The 19,594-nt window shown below is 71.8% G+C and carries 17 protein-coding genes and 1 pseudogene; 6 read left to right on the top strand and 12 right to left on the bottom strand.

Annotated features, from left to right (window positions below; translation table 11 throughout):
- The first annotated feature begins 455 nt into the window (after positions 1 to 455).
- Positions 456 to 1,790: a 4-aminobutyrate--2-oxoglutarate transaminase gene (gene gabT, locus MTQ10_RS14270; protein WP_247467200.1), complete on the top strand. Its 1,335-nt coding sequence runs from the start codon at positions 456 to 458 to the stop codon at positions 1,788 to 1,790.
- 477 nt (positions 1,791 to 2,267) lie between these two features.
- On the top strand, positions 2,268 to 2,915 hold the full coding sequence (locus MTQ10_RS14265; protein WP_308404570.1) for a phosphatase PAP2 family protein: 648 nt from the start codon (positions 2,268 to 2,270) through the stop codon (positions 2,913 to 2,915).
- A 29-nt stretch (positions 2,916 to 2,944) separates the two neighbouring features.
- Here the strand turns inward: MTQ10_RS14265 and MTQ10_RS14260 are convergent, their stop codons facing one another.
- The 8 genes from MTQ10_RS14260 to MTQ10_RS14225 form a co-directional block, all read right to left on the bottom strand.
- A complete protein-coding gene (locus MTQ10_RS14260; protein WP_247467193.1) occupies positions 2,945 to 4,756 on the bottom strand; it encodes a chitinase in 1,812 nt (603 codons plus the stop codon).
- 121 nt (positions 4,757 to 4,877) lie between these two features.
- On the bottom strand, positions 4,878 to 5,336 hold the full coding sequence (locus MTQ10_RS14255; protein ID WP_247467191.1) for a bifunctional DNA primase/polymerase: 459 nt from the start codon (positions 5,334 to 5,336) through the stop codon (positions 4,878 to 4,880).
- Between the two features lie 129 nt (positions 5,337 to 5,465).
- Positions 5,466 to 6,893, bottom strand: coding sequence for an NAD(P)/FAD-dependent oxidoreductase (locus MTQ10_RS14250; protein WP_247467188.1), 1,428 nt, complete (start codon positions 6,891 to 6,893; stop codon positions 5,466 to 5,468).
- A 54-nt stretch (positions 6,894 to 6,947) separates the two neighbouring features.
- A complete protein-coding gene (locus MTQ10_RS14245) occupies positions 6,948 to 7,748 on the bottom strand; it encodes an ABC transporter permease (protein ID WP_247467185.1) in 801 nt (266 codons plus the stop codon).
- Positions 7,749 to 8,678, bottom strand: coding sequence for an ABC transporter permease (locus MTQ10_RS14240; RefSeq protein ID WP_247467182.1), 930 nt, complete (start codon positions 8,676 to 8,678; stop codon positions 7,749 to 7,751).
- Positions 8,678 to 9,832, bottom strand: coding sequence for an ABC transporter ATP-binding protein (locus MTQ10_RS14235; protein WP_247467179.1), 1,155 nt, complete (start codon positions 9,830 to 9,832; stop codon positions 8,678 to 8,680). Before MTQ10_RS14235 ends, MTQ10_RS14240 begins: the two co-directional genes overlap by 1 nt.
- Positions 9,829 to 11,076 carry a polyamine ABC transporter substrate-binding protein gene (locus tag MTQ10_RS14230; RefSeq protein ID WP_247467176.1) on the bottom strand — a complete coding sequence of 416 codons (1,248 nt, stop codon included), beginning with the start codon at positions 11,074 to 11,076 and terminating at the stop codon, positions 9,829 to 9,831. The genes MTQ10_RS14235 and MTQ10_RS14230 overlap by 4 nt, the downstream gene beginning before the upstream one ends.
- Before the next feature lie 51 nt (positions 11,077 to 11,127).
- Entirely contained in the window at positions 11,128 to 12,636 is a 1,509-nt protein-coding gene (locus MTQ10_RS14225; protein WP_247467173.1) for a gamma-aminobutyraldehyde dehydrogenase, read from the bottom strand.
- Between the two features lie 235 nt (positions 12,637 to 12,871).
- Here MTQ10_RS14225 and MTQ10_RS14220 point away from each other — a divergent pair, with 235 nt between their 5' ends.
- Positions 12,872 to 13,435, top strand: coding sequence for an NADAR family protein (locus MTQ10_RS14220; RefSeq protein WP_247467203.1), 564 nt, complete (start codon positions 12,872 to 12,874; stop codon positions 13,433 to 13,435).
- Between the two features lie 105 nt (positions 13,436 to 13,540).
- On the opposite strand, the gene MTQ10_RS14215 is transcribed toward MTQ10_RS14220, so the two are convergent.
- Positions 13,541 to 14,596, bottom strand: coding sequence for a DUF4190 domain-containing protein (locus tag MTQ10_RS14215; RefSeq protein WP_247467171.1), 1,056 nt, complete (start codon positions 14,594 to 14,596; stop codon positions 13,541 to 13,543).
- 64 nt (positions 14,597 to 14,660) lie between these two features.
- Between MTQ10_RS14215 and MTQ10_RS14210 the strand changes: the two are divergent.
- Together MTQ10_RS14210 and MTQ10_RS14205 are read left to right on the top strand one after the other, a co-directional pair.
- Positions 14,661 to 15,840: pseudogene (locus MTQ10_RS14210) on the top strand (adenosine deaminase); the annotation flags it as partial.
- Positions 15,841 to 15,887: 47 nt separating this feature from the next.
- Positions 15,888 to 16,589: a glycerophosphodiester phosphodiesterase gene (locus MTQ10_RS14205; RefSeq protein WP_247467165.1), complete on the top strand. Its 702-nt coding sequence runs from the start codon at positions 15,888 to 15,890 to the stop codon at positions 16,587 to 16,589.
- A gap of 69 nt (positions 16,590 to 16,658) precedes the next feature.
- On the opposite strand, the gene MTQ10_RS14200 is transcribed toward MTQ10_RS14205, so the two are convergent.
- A complete protein-coding gene (locus tag MTQ10_RS14200; RefSeq protein ID WP_247467163.1) occupies positions 16,659 to 17,189 on the bottom strand; it encodes an HXXEE domain-containing protein in 531 nt (176 codons plus the stop codon).
- Between the two features lie 186 nt (positions 17,190 to 17,375).
- Here MTQ10_RS14200 and MTQ10_RS14195 point away from each other — a divergent pair, with 186 nt between their 5' ends.
- Positions 17,376 to 18,293 (top strand): hypothetical protein, encoded by a 918-nt coding sequence (locus MTQ10_RS14195; RefSeq protein WP_247467160.1) that lies wholly within the window; start codon positions 17,376 to 17,378, stop codon positions 18,291 to 18,293.
- Between the two features lie 13 nt (positions 18,294 to 18,306).
- On the opposite strand, the gene MTQ10_RS14190 is transcribed toward MTQ10_RS14195, so the two are convergent.
- Complete coding sequence (locus MTQ10_RS14190) at positions 18,307 to 19,023, bottom strand: hypothetical protein (protein ID WP_247467157.1); 717 nt, start codon at positions 19,021 to 19,023, stop codon at positions 18,307 to 18,309.
- Positions 19,007 to 19,498, bottom strand: coding sequence for an RNA polymerase sigma factor (locus tag MTQ10_RS14185; protein WP_247467154.1), 492 nt, complete (start codon positions 19,496 to 19,498; stop codon positions 19,007 to 19,009). Before MTQ10_RS14185 ends, MTQ10_RS14190 begins: the two co-directional genes overlap by 17 nt.
- Positions 19,499 to 19,594 lie beyond the last annotated feature (96 nt).

Below are 19,594 nucleotides of genomic sequence, written 5' to 3'. Positions count from 1 at the left end.
GCTCCGGCGAGGACCCCGCCGGAGCGGGGCGGGCCCGGCGGCAGCCGGGGCCCGGGCGGCACCGCCGGGTCTCCCGAGGGGCCCGCCGGACGCGGCACCTGGTTCGCCCGCGTGCCGCGCGCCTCGTGCGTGCCGTCGCTGTCCATCGCGTGCGCCCCCTGACCAGCCGTTCCGTCCTCCGTCAGCGAGTCAATCTAACGCCCCGGCAAGGGGAGTTCACCGATTGCGCGGCCGGGCGTCCGGGAATCTCCGGCGAGCGGCCCGTACGGGCGTCCCCACTGCGGTCCCTACCGTCACCGACTCCTCTATGTCCATCACGGACAACGACACGCGCCGACAACGCCCACATGGAGCATGCCCACCCCCCTCTGCCCGTCTTAGCCTGCGAGAAAAGAAGCAAAAGTCCGTCGAACGGCATCTGTCTCACCCCGCCGTACCACCTCCAGGAGCCCCGCATGACCGCACTTCCGCAGGAGCGCCGCGTCGTCACCGCCATTCCCGGCCCGAAGTCGCAGGAGCTGCAGGCCCGCCGTACCGCCGCGGTCGCCCAGGGCGTGGGCTCCACGCTGCCGGTGTTCGTCACGCGCGCCGGCGGCGGCGTCATCGAGGACGTCGACGGCAACAGCCTGATCGACTTCGGTTCCGGTATCGCCGTGACGTCCGTGGGCGCCTCCGCCGAGGCCGTGGTGCGCCGCGCGTCCGCGCAGCTCGCCGACTTCACCCACACCTGTTTCATGGTCACCCCGTACGAGGGTTACGTGGCGGTCGCCGAGGCGCTCGCCGAGCTGACGCCGGGCGACCACGCGAAGAAGTCGGCGCTGTTCAACTCGGGTGCCGAGGCCGTGGAGAACGCCGTCAAGATCGCCCGCGCGTACACCAAGCGGCAGGCCGTAGTGGTGTTCGACCACGGCTACCACGGCCGCACCAACCTGACGATGGCGCTGACGGCGAAGAACATGCCGTACAAGAACGGCTTCGGCCCGTTCGCGCCCGAGGTCTACCGGGTGCCGGTCGCCTACGCCTACCGCTGGCCCACCGGCCCGGAGAACTGCGGCCCCGAGGCCGCCAAGCAGGCCATCGACCAGATCAGCAAGCAGGTCGGCGCGGACAACGTGGCCGCGATCATCATCGAGCCGGTGCTGGGCGAGGGCGGCTTCATCGAGCCGGCGAAGGGCTTCCTGCCGGCGATCCGTCAGTTCGCCGCCGACAACGGCATCGTCTTCGTCGCCGACGAGATCCAGTCCGGCTTCTGCCGCACCGGCCAGTGGTTCGCCTGCGAGGACGAGGGCATCGTCCCGGACCTGATCACCACGGCGAAGGGCATCGCGGGCGGTCTGCCGCTCGCCGCGGTCACCGGCCGTGCCGAGATCATGGACGCCGCGCACGCGGGCGGCCTCGGCGGCACCTACGGCGGCAACCCGGTGGCCTGCGCCGCCGCGCTCGGCGCCATCGAGACGATGAAGGAGCAGGACCTCAACGCCAAGGCGAAGAACATCGAGGCGATCATGAAGGCCCGCCTCACCGCCATGGCCGAGAAGTTCGACATCATCGGCGATGTCCGGGGCCGCGGCGCGATGATCGCGATCGAGCTGGTGAAGGACCGCGCGACCAAGGAGCCGAACGCGGAGGCAGCCGCCGCGCTGGCCAAGGCCTGCCACCAGGAGGGTCTGCTGGTCCTGACCTGCGGCACCTACGGCAACGTGCTGCGTTTCCTGCCGCCGCTGGTGATCGGCGAGGACCTGCTGAACGAGGGCCTCGACATCATCGAGCAGGCGTTCACCCGCATCTGAGCGGCCGTCCGCCGGGCTCCGGCAGGCCTTTCGTGGGCGTCCGGAGCCCCGCTCGGGGGTGCCTGCGGCAGAGGGTGTGAAGAACGTGTGCGGGGTGGATGGCAGGTTCCGGTTCCCGCTGTCGTACGCCCACCCGCTGCCGTAGGTTCTACGCAGATGAGAGATACACCCCGCCCACAGGGGACTGTGGGCGATGCCAGGCCGGCGCTTCCCCAGCCACGACCTGGTCGTGCCCTCGCGCACACCACCGGAGCCCTTGGCTCCGGATCTCCTCACCGATCGGACGGTCGCCCGCCCCAGACCCCCCGGGGCGCGCGGCGTTCCGATCCGGACGGCCGCCCCGTGACACCCCCCCTGTTCCGGGGCGGCCGACCTCCTCCTGACGCACGCGGCCTGCTCACGGCCTCCGCCGACGCGGTGACGCTCCCGTGCGGCCCGGCCGCCGCGTGGCAGGTCACGGCTGCGAAGCTGTCTGCCGTGACTGTCGCCCTTCTGCTCGCCGTCCCGGCCGTCGTGTTCGCCCTCCTCACCTGGCAGGTCGTCGACGACGGGCCGCTGCTGGGGGCGGACGCGGACGTCAGCCGGGCCCTGGTCCACCCGGACCGGTTCTCCGAACTCCTCTCCGACCTCGGCAACGCGCAGGTCGCGCTGCCCGCGCTCGCCGTGTCCCTGGCGCTGGCCGCCTGGCGGCAGCGGGCCGCCGGGGCGCGGCGGTGGTGGCTGCCACCGCTCACCGCCGCGCTGGTGATGGCGCTGGTCCCGGCGGTCGTCGTACCGCTGAAGGAGTGGACCGACCGGCCGGGGACACCGGTGGTGCCCCCGGCGACCGGCTACTTCCCGTCCGGGCACACCACCACCGCGGTCGTCGCGTACGGCTCCGCGGTGCTGGTGCTGCTGCCCTGGCTGCGCTCCCCCGCCGCCCGCCGGCTGCTCACGGCCGGAGCGGTGGTGCTGATGCTGGCGGTGTCGTACGGGCTGGTGCGGCGCGGGTACCACTGGCCGCTGGACGTGGTGGGCGGCTGGTGCGTGGGCACCGTCCTGCTGACGCTGCTGTGGCTGGCGCTCGGCCGGACCGGCCGGCGGGCGCCCGCCGAGGCGAGGGAGCCGTCCGCTCGGACCGAGTAGCGGTCTCCTCAGCCGCGGCAGGCGCCTTCTCAGTCGAACCAGCCGTCGAACGTCCGCTGGAACTCCCAGCCCGCGAACCGGTCCCAGTTGATCGACCAGGTCATCAGGCCGCGCAGAGCGGGCCAGGTGCCGTGCGGCGCGTACGAGCCGCAGTTGCTGCCATTCGTCAGGCAGTCGAGGGTCTTGGTGACCTCGGCGGGCGCCACGTACCCGTTGCCCGCGTTGACGGACGCCGGCATGCCGATCGCGACCTGGTCCGGGCGCAGCGGCGGGAACACGTTCGCCGGGTCGCCGGCGACGGGGAAGCCGGTGAGCAGCATGTCGGTCATGGCGATGTGGAAGTCGGCGCCGCCCATGGAGTGGTACCGGCCGTCCAGCCCCATGATGGGGCCGGAGTTGTAGTCCTGGACGTGCAGCAGGGTGAGGTCGTCGCGCAGGGCGTGGATGACAGGCAGATAGGCGCCGCAGCGCGGGTCCTGGCCGCCCCACTTGCCGGTGCCGTAGTACTGGTGGCCCATCTGCACGAAGAAGGTCTCCGGGGCCATGGTGAGGACGAACGTGTCGCCGTAGCGGGCCTTGAGAGTCTTCACCGCGGAGATCAGGTTGACGATCACCGGGGTCTTCGGGTTGCGGAAGTCGGTGTCGTCGGGGTTCAGGGACAGCGAGTGGCCCTCGAAGTCGATGTCGAGTCCGTCCAGGCCGTACTCGTCGATGATCCGTGAGACGGAGGACACGAAGGCGTCGCGGGCGGCGGTGGTGGTGAGCTGCACCTGGCCGTTCTGGCCGCCGATGGAGATGAGGACCTTCTTGCCGGCGGCCTGCTTGGCCTTGATGGCGGCCTTGAATTCGGCGTCGCTCTCCACGTTCGGGCATTCCGTGACGGGGCAGCGGGTGAAGCGGATGTCGCCGGAGGTGGTGGAGGTCGGTTCGCCGAAGGCGAGGTCGATGACGTCCCAGCTGTCGGGGACGTCGGCGAGGCGGGTGTAGCCGGAGCCGTTGGCGAAGCTCGCGTGGAGGTAGCCGACGAGGGCGTGCGGCGGCAGGGCTCCCCCGCCGCCTCCGCCTCCGCCGCCGGACGTGGTCGTCGCGGTCACCGCCTGCGAGAGGGGTGACTCGCCGGCCGTGTTGAGGGCGCTGACCCGGAAGGTGTACGCGGTCGACGGTTCGAGGCCGGTCACCGTGGCCGTGGTGCCGGACGTGGTCTGCACGCGGGTGCCGTCGCGGTGGACGGCGTACGAGGTCGCGCCGGGTACCGCCGACCAGGACAGGGAGACGCTGTCCGAGGTCACGGCGGTGGCGGTGAGGCCCGTCGGGGCGGCGGGCGGCTGGGTGGGGGTGCCGCCGCCGGGGCCGACGAGGGTGAGGTCGTCGGCGTGGTAGGCGCCGGTGCCGTACCAGCCGTGCGTGTAGACGGTGACCTGGGTGGTGGCAGGGCCGGTGCGGAAGGTGGTGGTGAGCCGTTGCCAGTCGGGGGCGGACTGGGTCCAGGTGGAGACGTCGGTGGTGCCGGTGCCGCTCGCGCCGAGGTGGACGTAGGAGCCGCGGACGTATCCGGTGAGGGTGTACTGCGCGTTCGGCTGCACGGTCACCGTCTGCGCGCAGCGGGCGTTGTCGCTGCCGGCCGGGGTCGCCCGCAGCGCCGCGCCGCCGGAGTGCACCGGACTGCCGACCGTCGTGCCGCTGCCCGCCGAGCAGGTCCAGCCGTCGAGGCCGGTCTCGAAGCCGCCGTTGACGAGCTGGTCGGCGTCGGCCGCACGGGCGGCCGACGAGAACGCGGTGAGCGCGGGCACGGCGAGTGCCGTGGCCGCGAGGAGGGCGAGCAAAGGTCTGGTGCGGTCCACAACTGCCTCCGGGAGCGGGGGAATTCGGAAGGGTGGAGCGCGCCCAACTTGGTCCAGACCAATTCTCTTGTCAAGCCCTCACGCAGGTCGGGGCCGGCCGCTCGCCAGGGCCGGCGGTCCGTCAGCTCCGGTCGCCCTCCTCCCTCGCGAGGCCCGCAGCCGCTTCGTGCATCGCCAGTTCCAGCAGTGCGGGATCATTCAGCGTGCCCGAGCCGTCCGGCGGTACGAGCCAGCGCACGGTTCCGGTCATACGGCCCGGGTAGGGCACCACGATCCAGGTGCCGGCCCCGGCCGTGCGGATGCCGGTGCCCAGCCAGCGGGCTGCCGTCCCCGGCGGCACGAAGAACCCCATGCGCTGGTCGCCGAAGTCGACCAGGACGGGGCCGGGCCGGTCGATGACGCGGGTGAGCACGTCGAGCGTGGGGTACCCGAGGTCGCCGGGGAGGATGAGCACGTCCCAGGCCCGGCCGGCGGGCAGCAGGGCGACCCCGAGGGGACTGCGCTCCCATTCCCAGCGACAGGCCTCGGGATCCGGTGCGGCGGACGCCAGCCACTCCACCGCCGTCTTTGCCCCAGTCATGAGAAGACCTCCCGTTCTCTTCCATCGGACGCGGTCGCGTCAGAAGGAAGAGAGGGAGGTCTCCCCGGGGCATTACGCGGGTTGCGGCACCACGATCGGGTGATGCGCGTCACATGCGGATGCCGTGCGTCAGCTGTCGAAGCCCAGCCCCAGCCGGTCCATCGTCCGCAGCCACAGGTTGCGCCGCCCGCCGTGCGCGTCGGCGCGGGCCAGCGACCACTTGGTGAGGGCGATGCCCGTCCAGGCGAACGGCTCCGGCGGGAACGGCAGCGGCTTCTTGCGGACCATCTCCAGCTCGGTCCGCTCGGTCCGCTCCCCCGACAGCAGGTCCAGCATCACATCCGCGCCGAACCGGGTCGCGCCCACACCGAGCCCCGTGTACCCGGCCGCGTACGCCACCCGGCCCTGGTGGGCGGTGCCGAAGAACGCCGAGAAACGCGAGCAGGTGTCGATCGCGCCGCCCCACGCGTGCGTGAAGCGCACCCCCTCCAGCTGCGGGAAGCAGGTGAAGAAGTGCCCGGCGAGCTTGGCGTACGTCTCCGGACGGTCGTCGTACTCGGCGCGCACCCGGCCGCCGTACGGGTAGATCGCGTCGTAGCCGCCCCACAGGATGCGGTTGTCGGCGGACAGCCGGAAGTAGTGGAACTGGTTCGCGGAGTCCCCGAGACCCTGCCGGTTCCGCCAGCCGACCGACTTCAGCTGCTCGGGCGTGAGCGGCTCCGTCATCAGCGCGTAGTCGTAGACGGGGACGGTGTACGCCCGCACCCGTCGCACAAGGTTCGGGAAGATGTTCGTGCCGAGCGCCACGTGCCGCGCGCGGACCTGCCCGTACGGGGTGCGTACGGCCATGCCCGCGCCGTACGGCTTCAGCGTCAGAGCCGGCGTGTGCTCGTAGACCCGCACGCCGAGGGAGAGGCAGGCCCGCTTCAGGCCCCACACCAGCTTGGCCGGGTTGACCATGGCCACGCCGCGCCGGTCGTACAGGCCGGCGAGGAACGTCGGCGAGTTCACCTGCTCCCGCACGGCGTCGCCGTCCAGGTGTTCGACGCCGTCGTCGAGGCCGTGACGGCGCATCTCCTCGTACCACTCGCGCAGTTCCCACGCCTGGTACGGCTCGGTCGCCACGTCGATCTCGCCGGTGCGCTCGAACTCGCAGTCCAGGTCGTAGCGGGCGACCGCCTTCTCGATCTCGTCGAGATTGCGGGCGCCCAGCTCCTGGAGCCGGTGGATCTCGTCCGGCCAGCGGGTCAGGCCGTTGGACAGGCCGTGGGTGAGGGAGGCGGCGCAGAAGCCGCCGTTGCGGCCGGAGGCGGCCCAGCCCACCTCGCGGCCCTCCAGCAGCACCACGTCCCGCTGCGGGTCGCGCTCCTTCGCGAGGAGCGCGGTCCACAGTCCGCTGTAGCCGCCACCGACGACCAGCAGATCGCAGGTCTCGGCGGCGGTGAGGGCGGGCTCGGGGCGGGGCCTTGCGGGGTCGTCCAGCCAGTACGGCACCGGCTGTGCGTCAGAGAGTGCTTGTGTCCATCTGTTGTCACGGCTCATGGCGCTCGGGGCCATGATTTCAACTCCCTACAGGGGTTCGGGGATCGCTTGTACCTGGTGCCTGCGCCGTCACGCCTTGCGCTTGCCGCGCCGGTTCCCGATCGCCATCGACGCCAGGACGAGCACCACGGCGATGAGGAACATGGCCGTACCGACCACATTGATCTGGACCGGGGTGCCGCGCTGGGCCGAACCCCACACGAACATGGGGAACGTGACCGTCGAACCGGCGTTGAAGTTCGTGATGATGAAGTCGTCGAACGACAGCGCGAAGGCGAGCAGCGCGCCGGCGGCGATGCCGGGCGCCGCGATGGGCAGGGTGACCCGCACGAAGGTCTGCACCGGACCGGCGTACAGGTCCCGCGCGGCCTCCTCCAGGCGGGGGTCCATCGACATCACGCGTGCTTTCACGGCGACGACGACGAAGCTGAGGCAGAACATGATGTGGGCGATGAGGATCGTCCAGAAGCCGAGCTGCGCGCCCAGGTTGAGGAACAGGGTGAGCAGGCTGGCCGCCATGACGACCTCGGGCATCGCCATCGGCAGGAAGATCAGCGAGTTGACCACGCCGCGCGCCCGGAAGCGGTAGCGGACCAGGGCGAAGGCGATCATCGTGCCGAGGACGGTGGCGCCGACCGTCGCCCACAGGGCGATCTGGAGGCTGAGCGAGAGCGAGCCGCACATGTCGGCGACGCCGCACGGGTCCTTCCAGGCGTCGGTGGAGAACTCCTGCCACTCGTAGTTGAAGCGCCCCTTCGGCTTGTTGAAGGAGAACACCGTCACGACGACGTTGGGCAGCAGGAGGAATGCGAGCGTCACCAGTCCCGCGATGACGACCAGGTTCTTCTTGAGCCAGTTGACGACGGGCATTCAGACCAGATCCTCCGTCCCGGACCTGCGGATGTAGACCGTGACCATGATCAGGATTCCGGCCATGAGGATGAAGGACAGCGCGGCGGCCGTCGGATAGTCCAGGATCCGCAGGAACTGCGTCTGGATGACGTTGCCGATCATGCGAGTGTCGGTGGAGCCGAGGAGTTCGGCGTTGACGTAGTCGCCGGACGCCGGGATGAACGTCAGCAGGGTGCCGGAGACCACGCCGGGCATCGACAGCGGGAAGGTGACCTTGCGGAAGGTGGTCCACGGCTTGGCGTACAGGTCGCCGGCCGCCTCGTGCAGCCGCCCGTCGATCCGCTCCAGCGAGGTGTACAGCGGAAGGATCATGAAGGGCAGGAAGTTGTACGTGAGACCGCACACGACCGCGAGCGGTGTGGCCAGCACCCGGTCGCCGGACGTCCAGCCCAGCCAGCTGGTCACATCCAGCACGTGCAGCGAGTTCAGCGCGCCGACGACCGGGCCGCCGTCGGCGAGGATCGTCTTCCACGCCAGGGTGCGGATCAGGAAACTGGTGAAGAACGGCGCGATCACCAGGATCATCACCAGGTTCTTCCAGCGGCCCGCGCGGAAGGCGATCAGATACGCCAGCGGATAGCCGAGCAGCAGACACAGCACGGTCGCCGACGCCGCGTAGGCGAGGGAGCGCAGGAACTGCGGCCAGTACTCGGACAGGGCGTTCCAGTAGGTCGCGAAGTGCCAGGTGACCTTGTAGCCCTCCTCCAGGGAGCCCGTCTGCACGGACGTGGAGGCCTGGTAGATCATCGGCAGGGCGAAGAACACGAACAGCCACAGCAGGCCGGGCAGGAGCAGCAGGTACGGCGTGAGCCGGCCCCGTCTGCGCGGCGGCTTCGTCTCCGCTGCGGTCGGGGTGAGAGGCGGTGGCGCCTCGGTGAGCGTCGCCATCAGACCGCCTCTTCCTCGATGCCGGCGTCGATGTCCTGGGCCGCGTCGAGACCGAAGGTGTGCGCCGGGTTCCAGTGCAGGACGACATCGGCGCCGGGCACGAGGCGTCCGTCGCGTTCGACGTTCTGGGCGTAGACGGCGAACTCGTCGCAGACGGGGGTGTCGATGACGTACTGCGTGGAGACGCCGATGAAGCTGGCGTCGGCGATCTTCCCGGTGATGCGGTTGCGGCCCTCGGTGATCGTCCCGGCGTCGTCGGCGTGGGTGATGGAGATCTTCTCGGGGCGGACCCCGATCAGCACCCGGCCGCCGGCGGTGGCGGGGGCGGCGCAGCGCTCGGAGGGCAGCAGCAGCTTGCCGCCGCCGGCCTTCAGGACGATGTCGTCGCCGCTCTTGGTGTCGACCTCGGTCTCGATCAGGTTGGACGTGCCGAGGAAGTTCGCGACGAACGTGGTCTGCGGGTTCTCGTACAGGTCGGCGGGCGAGCCGAGCTGCTCGACGCGGCCCGCGTTCATCACGGCGACCGTGTCGGCCATGGTCATGGCCTCCTCCTGGTCGTGCGTGACATGCACGAAGGTGATGCCGACCTCGGTCTGGATGCGCTTGAGCTCCAGCTGCATCTGGCGGCGCAGCTTCAGGTCGAGGGCGCCGAGCGGCTCGTCGAGCAGCAGCACCTTCGGGTGGTTGATCAGCGCGCGGGCCACAGCGACGCGCTGCTGCTGGCCGCCGGAGAGCTGGTGGGGTTTCTTCCGGGCCTGCTCGCCCAGCTGGACCAGCTCCAGCATCTCCTCGACCTGCTTCTTCACGCTCTTGATGCCGCGTCGGCGCAGACCGAAGGCGACGTTCTCGAAGATGTCGAGGTGCGGGAAGAGGGCGTAGGACTGGAACACCGTGTTCACGGGCCGCTTGTACGGCGGCAGCGCGGTGACGTCCTGGTCGCCGAGGTGGACGGTGCCGCTGGTGGGTTCCTCCAGGCCGGCGATCATGCGCAGGGTGGTGGTCTTGCCGCAGCCGGACGCGCCGAGCAGGGCGAAGAAGGAGCCCTGCGGGACGGTCAGGTCGAGCGGGTGCACGGCGGTGAAGGAGCCGTACGTCTTGCTGATTCCGGAGAGGCGGACGTCGCCGCTGTTGTCTGTGGTCTTCATCGTCGTCACGCCCCAGTGAGCTTCGCGAACTTCGTCTCGTAGGCCGTCTCTTCCTCCGCGCTCAGTGAGCGGAAGGCATGGGACTTGGCCTGCATGGCCTTGTCAGGAACGATCAGCGGGTTCGACGCCGCGTCCTCGTCGATCTTCGCGAGCTCGGTCTTGACCCCGTCGACGGGACAGACGTAGTTGATGTACGCGGCGAGCTGGGCGGCGACGGGCGGCTCGTAGTAGTAGTCCATGAGCCGTTCGGCGTTCGTCTTGTGCCGTGCCTTGTTGGGCACGCACATGTTGTCGCTGGACGTCAGATATCCGCTGTCGGGGATCACGAAGTCCACGTCCGGGCTGTCCGCCTTCAGCTGGACCACGTCACCGGCCCAGGCGAGGCAGGCCGCCAGGTCGCCCTTGGTGAGGTCGGAGGTGTAGTCGTTGCCGGTGAAGCGGCGGATCTGGCCCTTGTCGACGCCCTTCTGCAACCGGGCGACGGCCGCGTCGAAGTCGTCGTCGGTGAACCTGGCCGGGTCCTTGCCCATGTCGAGCAGGGTCATGCCCATGGTGTCGCGCATCTCGGTGAGGAAGCCGACGCGGCCCTTGAGGCGGGGGTTGTCGAGCAGGTCGGAGACCGACTTCACCTCTGTGCCGTCGAGAGCCTTCTTGTTGTAGGCGATGACGGTGGAGATGCCCTGCCAGGGGTAGCTGTAGGCGCGGCCCGGGTCCCAGTCGGGGTTGCGGAACTGCGGCGACAGGTTGCTGTAGGCGTGCGGCAGGTTCGACGGGTCGAGTTTCTGCACCCAGCCGAGGCGGATCAGCCGCGCGGCCAGCCAGTCGGTGAGGACGATGATGTCGCGGCCGGTGTCCTGGCCGGCGGAGAGCTGCGGCTTGATCTTGCCGAAGAACTCGTTGTTGTCGTTGATGTCCTCGGTGTACTTGACCTTGATGCCGGTGCGTTCGGTGAAGGCCTCCAGCGTCGGATGGTGCCGGCCGCTGTCGTCGACATCCATGTACTCGGTCCAGTTGGAGAAGCTGACGGTCTTCTCCTTCGCCGAGTGGTCCTCGGCGGACGTGCCGCCCTCGGTCTTGCCGGCCGCGGGGATCCCGCAGGCGCTCAGCGCCCCGAGTCCGCCGAGGGTGAGCGCGCCGCCCGCGGAGGCGCGCAGCAGCGAACGGCGGGTCAGGGCTGCCCTGCCGTTGCGGTAGCTGCGCCTGATGGCGGCCATCTGGGCCGGACTCAGGCGGTCGGGCTCGTACTGCTCCATGCGCGTGGTGCCCTTTCGGGAGGTCGGCCGTGGTCGGCGGCCTGCTCTTGGCTATCGGTCCCCGAAGACGGTGCGGTGCCAGTTCTTCCTGATTACCGCCGTATTGTCGAACATGACGTGTTTGATCTGCGTATATTCCTCGAACGAATACGCTGACATGTCCTTGCCGAAGCCGGACTGCTTGTAGCCGCCGTGCGGCATCTCGCTGATGATCGGGATGTGGTCGTTGATCCACACGCACCCGGCCTTGATCTCGCGTGTGGCGCGGTTCGCCCGGTAGACGTCCCGGCTCCACGCGGAGGCGGCCAGACCGTACGGGGTGTCGTTGGCGAGCCTGATGCCCTCCTCGTCGGTCTCGAACGGCAGGACGACGAGGACCGGACCGAAGATCTCGGACTGGACGATCTCGCTGCCCTGCGGAGCGTCCACCACCAGGGTGGGCAGGTAGTAGGCCCCCTTGGCAAGGTCCCCACCGGGCACATCACCGCCGGTCACCACGCGCGCGTAGGAGCGTGCACGGTCGACGAAGGCGGCGACGCGGTCCCGCTGGGCGTGCGAGATCAGCGGGCCGAGGTCGGTGCCCGGCGCGAACGGGTCGCCGAGCCGGACGGTCTCCATCAGCGCGGCGGTCCGCTCCACGAACTCCTCGTACAGCGGACGCTGCACGTACGCGCGCGTGGCGGCCGTGCAGTCCTGGCCGGTGTTGATCAGCGCGCCCGCGACGGCGCCGTTCGCGGCGGCCTCCACGTCGGCGTCGTCGAAGACGACGAAGGGTGCCTTGCCGCCCAGCTCCAGATGGAGGCGCTTGACGGTGGCGGTGGCGATCTCGGCGACCCGCTTGCCGACGGCCGTGGAGCCCGTGAAGGAGGTCATGGCCACGTCGGGGTGCCCGACCAGGTGCTCCCCGGCCACCCGGCCGGCGCCGGTGACGATGTTGACGACGCCGTCGGGGATGCCGGCCTCGGTGGCGGCCTCCGCGAAGAGCAGCGAGGTCAGCGGGGTCAGCTCGGCCGGCTTCAGCACGATCGTGTTGCCCGCCGCGATCGCCGGGAGGATCTTCCACGCGGCCATCTGGAGGGGGTAGTTCCAGGGTGCGATGGAGCCGACGACGCCGATGGGCTCCCGGCGGACGTACGAGGTGTGGTCGCCGGAGTACTCGCCGGCCGACTGTCCTTGGAGGTGGCGGGCGGCGCCGGCGAAGAACGCGGTGTTGTCGATCGTGCCGGGCACGTCGAACTCTCGCGTCAGCTTGAGCGGCTTGCCGCACTGAAGGGACTCGGCGCGGGCCAGCTCGTCGGCGTGGTCGGCGAGGACGGCCGCGAAGCGGTGCAGCGCGTCGGAGCGCTCGCCGGGGGTGGCGCCGGACCAGCCCGGGAACGCCTCGCGGGCCGCGGCGACGGCGGCGTCCACGTCGTCCGTGCCGGCCAGCTCGTAGGTGTAGGCCTCGGTGCCGGTGGCAGGGTCGATCACGGCGTGGGTCGCGCCCGAGGTGCCCTGGGTGAGGCGGCCCGCGATGAACTGCGCGCCGGCCGCGAAACGTTCCTGTGCGGGGAACTGCATGTCGCTCTCCTCCGCCGGCCCCCGCTGGTGAAGAGGGTCTGGGGGCGTAGCTTCAGCTCGATTTGAGTGCCGATCCTGACAGAGCAATGGGTCGCCAACAAGTGATTCCGTTGTTGCCATTTGGTTACGCGACGGAATCTGTCGACCAGGTGTCGAGTCGGAACCGAAAAGGCAGGACGCAGTGTCAGTGGTGCGTGCCACACTCGCATGCATCGAGAAGATCACGGGGGACGCCATGCGCACGATCGACTCCCACGAGTCGCTGATCAGGCAGATCCGCGCCGGGGTGCGGATGAAGTACCTGTACTTCTGGGGCCACCGGCCCCGTCCCGACGGGCGGCTCGGCCCGAGCTGTCTGAGCCAGTGGTGGCCGTCGCCGTTCACGGTGGGCGGGGTCACCTACCGGACGGCCGAGCACTGGATGATGGCCGAGAAGGCCCGGCTGTTCGGCGACGCGGAGGCCGAGCGGGCGGTGCTCGCGGCGGAGCATCCCGCGGAGGCGAAGAAGGCGGGCCGGCTGGTGCGCGGCTTCACCGAGGAGACATGGGCCCGGGAGCGGTTCCGGATCGTGGTGGAGGGCAGCGTCCACAAGTTCGCCGCCGACCCGGCGCTGCGGGCGTATCTGCTGGGCACGGGCACCCGTGTCCTGGTCGAGGCCAGCCCCGTCGACCGGGTGTGGGGCATCGGCCTCGCCTCGGACGACCCGGCGGCCGGGGACCCGGAGCGGTGGCGGGGGCTGAACCTGCTGGGGTTCGCGCTGATGCGGGCGCGGGAGCGGATGGTGGAGGGGGAGGGCTGAGGCCGGGGAGCCCTGGCCGCCGGACCGGGAGCCCCGGGTCGCCGTCCGGGAGCCCCGGGGCGCCGCCCGGGGCCCCTTCGTCCTTCCGGGCCGTGGGTGCCGGGCTCAGCCCACGGTTATCAGGAGGACCAGTATGCCGACGCCGAGCACCAGGCCCGCCGCGCCGCAGATCATGCCGGCCAGCGCCTGGCCACCGTTGGTGGCGACGCCCTGGTTGGCCCGGCTGCGGCCCACGGCGCCGAAGACGACGGCGAGAATGCCGAGGATGATCGACAGCGGCCACAGACAGAAGATCCCCGCCGACACGATGCCGATGACAAGTCCCGTCGTACCCATGCCGTTGTCGGGCGGCGGCACCATGCCGGGCCAGCCGTAGTAGCCGACCGGCACCGGGCGGGCGTTCGGGGCGTGGGCACCGCCGTAGGGGTGCGGGTGGCCGTAGTCGCCGACCGGATAGCCGTACGGCAGCTGACCGGGCCCCTCTGGGGCGATGGGCGGCGGCGGAACCGGCTCGCCCGCGCCCGGCGGGGCGAACAAGTTGCCCTGCATGCCGGCACCGGGCGGGGGCGTGGCGGCCGGCGGCGCGAAGGGACCGGCCTGAGCGGCAGGGCCCACGGCGCCGGAAGCGGGCGGGGCGAAGGGGTTGCCCGGGCCGGCGGCCGGGGTCGGCGTGGGCGGGGCGAACGGGTTGCCCGTGCCGGGAGCGTCCGGCGTCGGCGGGGCGAAGGGGTTGCCGCCGACGCCGTTCGGGTGGGCGGTGCCGGGGTCGGCCGGGCCGGTGCCCTCGGGGGCGCCGGGCATCGAGGCGATCGTCTGCTGGTCGTGCACGGACGGGGTGCCGGGAGACGGGACGCCGTCGCCGACGGTGTACCCGGGACCCTGCGGTCCGGAGGCGTCGGGCGCCGCCCACGCGGCCGGCTTGCCGGTGTCCACCGCGTCGGCGGGGCTCCCGGCAGCGGGCGTGGCGTCGGCCGGATTCCCGGCGGGCGTCCCCTCGGCGGGGTCCCCGGCGGCGGACGTGGCGTCGGCCGGGGCCGCGGTGTCGTCCTTGGTCAGCGACACCCGCGGTGCCGGCTCCTGCGGTTGCGCGGACGTGTCCGCCTCTCCCGGGGACACCGGCTCCACCGCGTCCCGCGGCTCCGGTGTCACGTCGTCGGACATGCCCTTGACCCCCTCGATGTACAGCGTTCCGTCATGCTAAGGCCAGGGAAGATCCGTCGCCGCTCCGGCCTACGATGATCCCGAGTCACCGATCAGCCGATCACCCGCGTCCCTCCGCGCACGACGCCGGGGACGCCGTCCCAGGGGAGGACCCCTTGACCGATCGCTCCGCCGACCACGCCGTGGCCGCCACCGCGCCCGCCGACCCCGGCGCCCGCACGCTGAACACCTTCATCGCGGGCCTGCCCAAGGCGGAACTGCATGTGCACCATGTCGGATCCGCCTCCCCCCGTATCGTCTCCGAGCTGGCCGCCCGGCACCCCGACTCCAAGGTGCCCAGCGACCCCGAGGCCCTCGTCGACTACTTCACGTTCACGGATTTCGCCCACTTCATCGACGTGTACCTGTCGGTCGTGGACCTGATCCGCACTCCCGAGGACGTCCGGCTCCTCACCTACGAGGTCGCCCGCGACCTGGCCCGGCAGCAGGTGCGCTACGCCGAGCTGACCATCACGCCGTACTCCTCCACCCGGCGCGGTATCGACGAGCGTGCCTTCATGGACGCGATCGAGGACGCCCGCAAGGCGGCCGAGGCCGAGTTCGGGACCGTACTGCGCTGGTGTTTCGACATTCCCGGCGAGGCCGGGCTGGCCTCCGCGGAGGAGACCGCGCGGCTGGCCACCGACGACCGGCTGCGCCCGGAGGGCCTGGTCTCCTTCGGGCTCGGCGGACCCGAGATCGGCGTGCCGCGCCGGCAGTTCAAGCCGTACTTCGACCGGGCGATCGCCGCGGGCCTGCACTCGGTGCCGCACGCCGGTGAGACGACCGGCCCGGAGACGGTGTGGGACGCGCTGACGCATCTGCGGGCCGAGCGCATCGGGCACGGCACCAGCTCGGCCCGGGACCCGAAGCTCCTCGCGCACCTCGCCGAGCACCGCATCCCGCTGGAGGTGTGCCCGACGTCGAACATCGCCACGCGCGCGGTGGGCACGCTGGACGAGCATCCGATCAAGGAGTTCGTGCAGGCCGGGGTGTTCGTCACGATCAACTCGGACGACCCGCCGATGTTCGGCACGGACCTGAACACCGAGTACGCCGTCGCCGCCCGGCTGCTCGACCTCGACGAGGAAGGCCTGGCCGCCCTGGCGAAGAACGCGGTGGAGGCGTCGTTCCTCGACGACGCCGGAAAGGCGAGGATCAAGCGGGAGATCGACGCGTACACAACGGCCTGGCTCGCCTCCTGACCGCCGTCTCCCCCGGCGCTCCGGTGGGCCGGGACCACAATGTGCCCATGGAGAACGTGACCGCCGTCGCCCACCGCGGCGACCCCTACCGCGTCCGTGAGAACACCCTCGACTCGCTGCGCTCCGCGCTCGGCCTCGGCGCGGACGTGGTGGAGTTCGACGTACGGCTCACCAGGGACGAGGTGCCGGTGCTGCTGCACGACGCCACCCTGAAGCGGTTGTGGGAGCACGACCGTGCCGTGCGGTCGCTGTCGGCGGCCGAGGTGCGGGGGCTGACCGCCGGCGGGGTGCCCACGCTGGAGGAGGCGCTGGCGGCGACCGAGGGCAGCCGCGTGCTGATCGACCTGCCGGGCACGCCCGATGTGCGGGCGGCCCGGCGGGTGGTGGGCGTCGTACGGGAGGCCGGGGCGCAGGACCGCGCGTACTACTGCGCGGGCGCCCCCGCCATGCTCGCGGTGCGCGCCGCCGACCCGTCCGCCGAGATCGCGCTGACCTGGACGACGCTGGCGCCGCCCCGCCCGGCGCTGCTCGACGCGGTCCGCCCGCGCTGGCTGAACTACCGGTTCTCCCTGGTGGACCGTGCACTGGCCGAGCGAGTCCACCGGGAGGGCCGGCTGCTGTCGGTGTGGACGCCGGACACGCGCCGCTCCCTGCGGCGGCTGCTCGGCCTCGGCGTCGACTCGATCACCACGAACCGGGTGGACGTGCTGCTCGCGCTGCGGGCCGCGTCCGTACCTCAGGGGAGCTGAGGCCCGAGGCGGCGGGGTGCGGGGGCGCGGGAGGCCTGCCGTTCCCGCCCCGTCGGGGGATGCGCTCCCCTACCCCCTGCGTCCGGGCAGCCGTCGTGCCACTCCGTGGGCGGCGACCGTCGAGGCGGCGGCCACGGCGAGGCCGACGGCTGCGTCCCTCGGGCGTACGGGGCGCAGTACCCCCGCGCGACGCAGCCTGCCGCGCGCCCAGAGGGTGAACGGCACGACCAGCAGCGGCGAGGTGGCCGAGCCGGGGGTGTAGCCGCGTACGGCCGCGGCCTGCGCGAGGTGGACGAGGCCGTGCAGGCCGAAGCCGGTGAGTGCCGCCTGGTAGAAGGCCGAGCGGCCTCCCGTGAGATGCCCGGCGGCGGAGGCCGTGGCGACGACCGCACCCATGACGCCGACGGCGACGGCGAACTCCCGTTCGTCGACCGACTCGGCCTGCCGCCAGACGCGTTCGGGCACCGACGGGAAGCGTTCGCGCAGTTCCGGGAGGTTGCGGCGGAGCCAGCCCGGCAGCAGCGCCACCTCCTCGGTGTCGTGCAGAGCCCAGGCCGCGAGCAGCCCGAAGGTGACGGCACTTGTCACTCGGTCGTCCATGATTCCCCCTCACCCGGGCCCCGGGCAGGCCACGGCGTTCCCTCTGTCTACTCCCACCCGCCGGTGGCCAGATACGGGAGGGGGGTATATTCTGAACTCGACGACAGATACCCCCCACGGGTATATGTGACGGCGGTCGGGCAGCCGCCGGACCGACACAGCAGCCGTTCTGCCCCGGGAGTGGTCATGAGCCTCAAGAAGATCGGCGCGTTCGGCACCGCGCTCGCCGCGACCTTCGCCCTCGCCTACGGCGTCGCCGACGCGGTCGCTCCCGACTCCGCCCGCACCACCGCCGAGTCCCCTGCCCACAGCATGGGCAGCGACGAGGACGAGGCGCACGCGGGCGACACCCACGGCGGCGACGGCCCATCCGCCGCGCACACGCCGGGCGGCCTCCAAATCTCCGAGCGCGGCTACACCCTCGACCTGCTCACCCCGCGCCTCACGGCCGGTGAGAAGAGCGTGCTGCGGTTCGCGGTGCGCGACGCCGACGGGCACCCCGTGACGTCGTACCGGACGGAACACGAGAAGGAACTCCACCTGATCGTCGCCTCCAGGGATCTGACGGCCTACCGCCATCTGCATCCCGTCCGCGCCGCCGACGGCACCTGGAGCATCGCCACGACCCTTCCGGAGGCCGGCGCCTACCGGGTGTTCGCCGACTTCACGCCCGCCGCCGAGAAGGAAGGCCTCACCCTCGGCACGGACCTCGCCGTCACCGGCACCTACCGGCCCTCGACCCCGCCCGCACCCGCGCCGACCGCCACCGTCGACGGATACTCCGTCCGACTCGGCGGCACCCTGCGCGCGGGCGAGGAGAGCGAGCTGACGTTCACCGTGACCCGCGACGGCCGCGCCGTCACCGACCTCCAGCCCTACCTGGGCGCATACGGCCATCTGGTCGCCCTGCGCTCCGGCGACCTGGCCTACCTGCATGTGCACCCGCACCAGGAGGCCCACGGCACCGAGACGTCCGGGCCCCGAGTGTCCTTCACCGCCGCCGCGCCCAGCGCCGGCACCTACCGGCTGTTCCTCGACTTCAAGACCGGCGGCACGGTCCACACGGCGGCCTTCACCCTCACCGCCGGCGGACACGGGCACTGACACCGGCCGTCCGCTACCCCTCGGCCGGGGTGGGGGCGACCGTCTCCGCCTCCGCGGCCGAGTGGCCGTTGCCGGCCGGGCCCGTCTCCGTCGCCGGGAGAGCGGCGGACGGCGGTGTGCTGGGCACCGCGGAGGGGCCGGTCGTGTAGCCCGGGGAGGCGCCCGGCCGGTCCGAGGGCGAGGGCGAGCGCGTCGCCGTGCGGCCCGGGACCGACGAGACGGACGGTTCGGGCACCTCCGCCGGACTGCTCGCGGGCGGCGGCGGGGCCAGCGGCACGGCCGGAGGTGCCGGGGCGCGGGCCGGGCCGGGCGCCAGCAGCACCGCGAGGCAGGCGGCGACCGCGCAGGTCACACCGGCTCCGGCCGCCGTGCGCAGCAGCCGGCGGCGGGCGGCGGCGCGGCGGACCGCCTCGTAGTGTCCGGGCGGAGGGCCGAGATGCTCGATGTCCGGGCGGAGAAGCACCGCGAGGGGATCGTCGGGCCCGAACTCCGCCGGGTCGTCGTCCAGACGGTGATGCTCGTACGGGCGTTCGCCGCCCGGCCCGTTGTCGTACGGCCGGTCGCGGCCGGACGCGGGGTCGTACGGCTGCCCGTGGCCGGGCCCGCGGCGGGACGGCCGGTCGTCGCGGTGTCCGTCCCGGCCGGACGCGGGGTCGTACGGCTGCCCGTGGCCGGGCCCGCGGCGGGACGGCCGGTCGTCGCGGTGTCCGTCGTCAGCGCGTGGGATCAAGGCTTCTCCTCAGGTGGACGCGGAGCAGTTCACGGGCCGCGTGCAGGTCGGCCTTGACGGTTCCCTCCTTGCGCCCGGTCAGCACGGCCACCTCCCGGATCGGCATGTCAGCGTAGTAGTGCAGCAGGATCGGGACGCGCAGCCGCTCGGGCAGCGACTGCACCAGCAGCCGCACCGACGGGTCGGCCTGCTCCTCCGCGGGCCGTACGGCGGCTTCGTTGGTCACCCGGCGCACGGCCCGGCGTTCGCGCTCCAGCTTGCGCCAGTGGTCGCGGACCAGGTTGGCGGCGGTGACGTAGAGGAAGCCGCGCGGCTCGTCGACGGACGTCCAGCGGGCCCAGAGCCGGGTGAAGGACTCGGAGGCGATCTCGTGGGCCGTCCCGTCGTCGTCGACGAGCCGGCGGCACCAGCCGGCGAGGCGCGGGTACAGGGCGGCGAACAGCTCGGACGCCTCCCTGTCGCGGGACCGTTTCACCGTTCTCCAGGGGTGTGGGGGACTCGTCGGACAGGACCCCGGACGGGCGGCGCGCGTTCCGCCGGTCCGGGGGTCGGGGTCGGTCGGGGGTCAGGG

Origin of the sequence: Streptomyces sp. XM83C, from assembly GCF_023072675.1 — a bacterium.
Classification (GTDB): domain Bacteria; phylum Actinomycetota; class Actinomycetes; order Streptomycetales; family Streptomycetaceae; genus Streptomyces; species Streptomyces thermocoprophilus.
Note: the sequence above shows the minus strand (reverse complement) of the source record. Positions and strands in the feature narration are given on the sequence as shown.

Coding starts and splice junctions, on each gene's coding strand:
- gabT (WP_247467200.1), top strand. CDS start 456: ATGACCGCACTTCCGCAGGAGCGCCGCGTCGTCACCGCCATTCCCGGC.
- MTQ10_RS14255 (WP_247467191.1), bottom strand. CDS start 5,336: ATGACTGGGGCAAAGACGGCGGTGGAGTGGCTGGCGTCCGCCGCACCG.
- MTQ10_RS14250 (WP_247467188.1), bottom strand. CDS start 6,893: ATGGCCCCGAGCGCCATGAGCCGTGACAACAGATGGACACAAGCACTC.
- MTQ10_RS14245 (WP_247467185.1), bottom strand. CDS start 7,748: ATGCCCGTCGTCAACTGGCTCAAGAAGAACCTGGTCGTCATCGCGGGA.
- MTQ10_RS14240 (WP_247467182.1), bottom strand. CDS start 8,678: ATGGCGACGCTCACCGAGGCGCCACCGCCTCTCACCCCGACCGCAGCG.
- MTQ10_RS14230 (WP_247467176.1), bottom strand. CDS start 11,076: ATGGAGCAGTACGAGCCCGACCGCCTGAGTCCGGCCCAGATGGCCGCC.
- MTQ10_RS14225 (WP_247467173.1), bottom strand. CDS start 12,636: ATGCAGTTCCCCGCACAGGAACGTTTCGCGGCCGGCGCGCAGTTCATC.
- MTQ10_RS14220 (WP_247467203.1), top strand. CDS start 12,872: ATGCGCACGATCGACTCCCACGAGTCGCTGATCAGGCAGATCCGCGCC.
- MTQ10_RS14215 (WP_247467171.1), bottom strand. CDS start 14,596: ATGTCCGACGACGTGACACCGGAGCCGCGGGACGCGGTGGAGCCGGTG.
- MTQ10_RS14205 (WP_247467165.1), top strand. CDS start 15,888: ATGGAGAACGTGACCGCCGTCGCCCACCGCGGCGACCCCTACCGCGTC.
- MTQ10_RS14200 (WP_247467163.1), bottom strand. CDS start 17,189: ATGGACGACCGAGTGACAAGTGCCGTCACCTTCGGGCTGCTCGCGGCC.
- MTQ10_RS14195 (WP_247467160.1), top strand. CDS start 17,376: ATGAGCCTCAAGAAGATCGGCGCGTTCGGCACCGCGCTCGCCGCGACC.